This window comes from Arthrobacter sp. CAL618, assembly GCF_000468215.1.
GTDB lineage: Bacteria > Actinomycetota > Actinomycetes > Actinomycetales > Micrococcaceae > Arthrobacter_D.
On the sequence record NZ_ASZW01000197.1, the window covers coordinates 1 to 3855 of the forward strand.

A 3855-nucleotide genomic window follows, 5' to 3' on the forward strand; every position below is an offset into this window, starting at 1 on the left:
CCAGCCGGTCGGTGCCGCCCAGGGTATGGAGTGAGGTGCCGAGCCCAAAGGGATCGGTAAAGGCGGCGGTGACCGGTCCGACGTCGAACACGCCCCGGCCGGAGGAGCGCAGACGATACTCGTACACGCTGGCGCCCCGGGTTGGAAGACGGGACGGGTAGTGGAACTCGGGGGACTCACCGAACCGGGCGGGCAACATTTCCTGCATCACCATGCTCCCGCTGACCGGGCCGCTCGCTGCGACCGACAGGGTGACGGTCGAGGTGAAGCCCGTCTCCATGGTCTGCGGGGCGAACTTCCGCTCGACCGTGAAGCGGGGTTTGATCAGGCGCAGCATCAGGACCGACAGGAGCGGGAGGCAGATCAGCAGCACGCCAAGGTACAGCAGGTCCCGGCGGCCGAGGAACTGTGCGAACAGGAGTGCAGTCACCCCCGCGATCACCAGTCCCCAACCACGCGGCGTAAGGACCCGGGACGGCAGTCTGGCGAGCAGTTGCATCCCGCCGCCTATGCGCGAAGGTAGGAGTTCGCCGTCGTGCGTTCCACTGGAACCTTCGACAGGATGCCCGCCACCACGCTCTGGGGGGTTTCTCCCGCGCTCAGTGCCTTGCGGTCCAGGATCAACCGGTGGGATAACACTGGTTCAGCGACGGCAGCAATGTCATCGGGCAGCACAAAATCCCTGCTCTCCAATGCAGCGCCGGCCTTGGCAGCACGGAGCAACTGCAGGAGTGCGCGCGGGCTGGCGCCAAGCCGCAGCAAGTGATGGTCCCGGGTCGCCTGACCGATCGCCACCGTGTAATCGCGCACCGTGGGAGAGACATAGACCCGGCGCACCTGTTCCATCATCGCGGCAACGTCCGCCACATTCGCCACGGGACGGACCGCTTCCAGCGGAGAGATGGACTGGTGGTTCTGAAGCATCTGCAATTCGGCGCTGCGGTCCGGGTAGCCCATTGAGATACGGGCCATAAACCGGTCCCGTTGCGCCTCGGGCAACGGGTAGGTCCCCTCCATCTCGATCGGATTCTGGGTTGCCACCACCATGAAGGGTTCACCCAGCCGGTAAGTCCCACCATCAACAGTGACCTGGTGCTCTTCCATACATTCGAGGAGGGCTGACTGTGTCTTCGCTGAGGCGCGGTTGATCTCGTCACCGATCACGATGTTGGCGAAAACGGGACCCCGCCGGAACTCGAACCGGTGGGTGTCCTGGTTATAGATCGACACCCCAGAGACATCGGACGGCAGCAGGTCCGGCGTGAACTGGATCCGGTTGACTGAGCAATCGATGGTGCGGGCCAGTGTTTTCGCCAACATGGTTTTACCCACTCCGGGCACGTCCTCCAGCAACAGATGACCCTGGGCCAGCAACACGGTCAGCGCCAGCCGCGCCGCGGCGGGCTTGCCGTCAATAACCGTGTTGATCGATCCCAGGATCTGGCCAGCGGTTTCGTCGAAACGCTGCGCGGTCATCGCTGGAGCATCGCCCAAGGTGGGGGAGTCCTCCCTCCCGGTCCTGCCATTGGGTGAGACGTACTGGTTGTGGGCGTCCATGCGAACCTTCCGCGTACACTGCACGCCAACGTGCAGTTGAGTCGGCCAGCCCTGGTCAGTCACCCCGGCGGTTGTTCGGTCCGTGGAGTACGCAGCAACTGCTTTGTTACAGATTACTAGGACAACTTGGTGTCGTGGAGATAAGTTCCTCAGCCAATGTGCCGGTGGCTAGGGTTGGACTATGCCTTCTACAGCTATTCCTCCGGCCTACCGCCCCGTCTCACCCAGTCCAACCGCCGACGGCGACGCTCCGGTTGGTGCCGGTCGCGAAGACAAGCGGAGCTACCCGCCAGCGCCCGAACCCTTGCCGGTGCCGGTGATGGACAATCACACCCACCTGGACTTCCGCAGCGGTCTCCCGTTGGTCAGCGTCGCAGCAGCTCTTGATGCTGCTGCCGCTGTGGGCGTGTGCGGCGCAGTGCAGGTGGGGTGCGATCTCGAGTCATCACGATTCACTGTTCAGGCCATCGATCAGGAACCCCGCCTGCTGGGGGCGGTAGCGATTCACCCCAACGATGCCCCGCTGCTCGCGGAGCGCGGAGGCCTCGACGCCGCGCTCGCGGAAATCGAAGAATTGGCTACTCATCCCCGGGTGCGGGCCATTGGGGAGACCGGCCTGGACTACTACCGGACTCCCGCTGCGGGGATCGACAGCCAGCAATATTCTTTTCGACGGCACCTCGATATCGCCAAACGGCTGGATCTCACGCTCCAGATCCATGACCGGGACGCACACGACGACGTCGTTTCCACCCTTCGCAGTGAGGGTGCGCCGGACCGGGTGGTCTTCCATTGCTTCTCCGGTGGCGCCGATCTCGCCAGAATCTGCAACGACGCCGGGTGGTACATGTCCTTCGCCGGGACGGTGACCTTCAAAAATGCAGACAATCTCAGGGAAGCGCTGCGTATTGCCGATCCGGCGCTGGTGCTGACCGAAACTGACGCTCCGTTCCTGACGCCGCACCCGTTCCGCGGCCGGCCAAACGCACCGTATCTGGTGCCCTACACGGTCAGAGGGATGGCGGATGTGCTTGACGCCGACCTGGCGACACTGTGCCAGTCGATCGCAGATAACACCCGGCGGGTGTATGGAGAGTGGGAGCTCGGCTAACCAGTGTGGGACTGGCCCGACTTGCCCGTTTATCTCATTTCGGTTACGGTGAGCATTTATTAGCCGGGGTCGGGGAAGGCTTTCCGTCTAATACAGTTCTTTTGCGGGATTGGCTGGTCGCTGCCGTTCGGGCGACCAGATCTCCCGCCACTAGTGCATGCCTTCACGGCAGTGACGTACCCGGGCCACCGGTGTGCCAATTTACTGCCGTGTTTCCCCCGTGCCCGGATGAAGTCGACCGTAAGGGACTTTGTGGCGAGCAGAAATCGTTGGATCAAGACAGCCGGCCAGGGGATAGTCATGATGTGTCTGGTGCTTGGACTCGTCGCCTTTGTTGGCAACAACAAGTCGATAGTCCTCAACATCGACGGCCAGGCAAGTACCGTTCAGACCTTTGGCGGAACCGTCGGCGAAGTGCTAGCCAACTCCAACGTCGTCGTTACCGAGAACGACCAGGTCACCCCTTCGCTGGCGGCAGCCGTCGAGGATGGTTCGGCCATCCAGATCACCAGGGCCACGGCGATCGACGTCGTACTCAACGGAGCGGACACCGTTGTTCACACCACCGGATCGACGGTAGGGGACGTAGTCAACGAGCTGGGGGTCGCCGATTCCTCAGCAATTTCAGCTGACCTCGAAACCCGCCTGACTACGCTCAGCTCCGAACTGGAAATCTCGACCCCCAAAAGCGTGACCGTGACCGTCGATGGTTCGACGGCAACCCATACATCCACCGTAAAATCGGTTCAGGACCTGTTCGACGAAGCGGAAATTGTTCTCGGTGACGAGGATCGGGTCAGCGTTCCGGTCACCTCCTCCCTCGTCGACGGCCTTGGGCTGAAAATCACCCGAGTCGACAGCGACCACCGCGAGACCGTCACCGAAAGCATCAGTTTCACCACCGACGAGGTCCACGACGACACGCTCGATGTGGGCGAGCAGCGCGTTACCAGGGCCGGTGTCGACGGCGAGCGGACCAAAATCTTCACTGCCGTGGTGATCGACGGTCGGGAGGAGAATCGCGAACTCCTCAGCGATAAAGTCACCCTCGAACCCGTGACTGAACTACTTGCCATCGGCACGCGGGAGCCGAAGCCAGAACCAGAGCCCGAGACCAAACCGGAGCCGGAGCCGGAGCGCGTGGAGGTGTCGGCACCTGCGGATGAGCCTGAGCCCGCCGGATCAAG

At 62.6% G+C, this 3855-nt stretch carries 3 protein-coding genes and 1 pseudogene; 2 read left to right on the top strand and 2 right to left on the bottom strand.

The genetic code is table 11. The annotated features are described in order from the left end of the window. Nucleotides 1-499, bottom strand: a pseudogene (locus K728_RS0112095) (DUF58 domain-containing protein); the annotation flags it as partial. Nucleotides 500-507: 8 nt separating this feature from the next. Beyond that, nucleotides 508-1476 (bottom strand): AAA family ATPase, encoded by a 969-nt coding sequence (locus K728_RS0112100; RefSeq protein ID WP_237715316.1) that lies wholly within the window; start codon nucleotides 1474-1476, stop codon nucleotides 508-510. A gap of 262 nt (nucleotides 1477-1738) precedes the next feature. Here K728_RS0112100 and K728_RS0112105 point away from each other — a divergent pair, with 262 nt between their 5' ends. Further along, the gene (locus tag K728_RS0112105) at nucleotides 1739-2668 is read left to right on the top strand and encodes a TatD family hydrolase (protein WP_024476886.1); all 930 of its coding nucleotides are present in this window, start codon (nucleotides 1739-1741) and stop codon (nucleotides 2666-2668) included. A gap of 252 nt (nucleotides 2669-2920) precedes the next feature. Next, on the top strand, nucleotides 2921-3855 hold a 935-nt coding region (locus tag K728_RS0112110; RefSeq protein ID WP_162148050.1), incomplete at its 3' end, for a ubiquitin-like domain-containing protein.

Excerpts from the sequence above, each read along its gene's own strand:
- K728_RS0112100 (WP_237715316.1), bottom strand. The coding sequence starts at position 1,476 with ATGACCGCGCAGCGTTTCGACGAAACCGCTGGCCAGATCCTGGGATCG.
- K728_RS0112105 (WP_024476886.1), top strand. The coding sequence starts at position 1,739 with ATGCCTTCTACAGCTATTCCTCCGGCCTACCGCCCCGTCTCACCCAGT.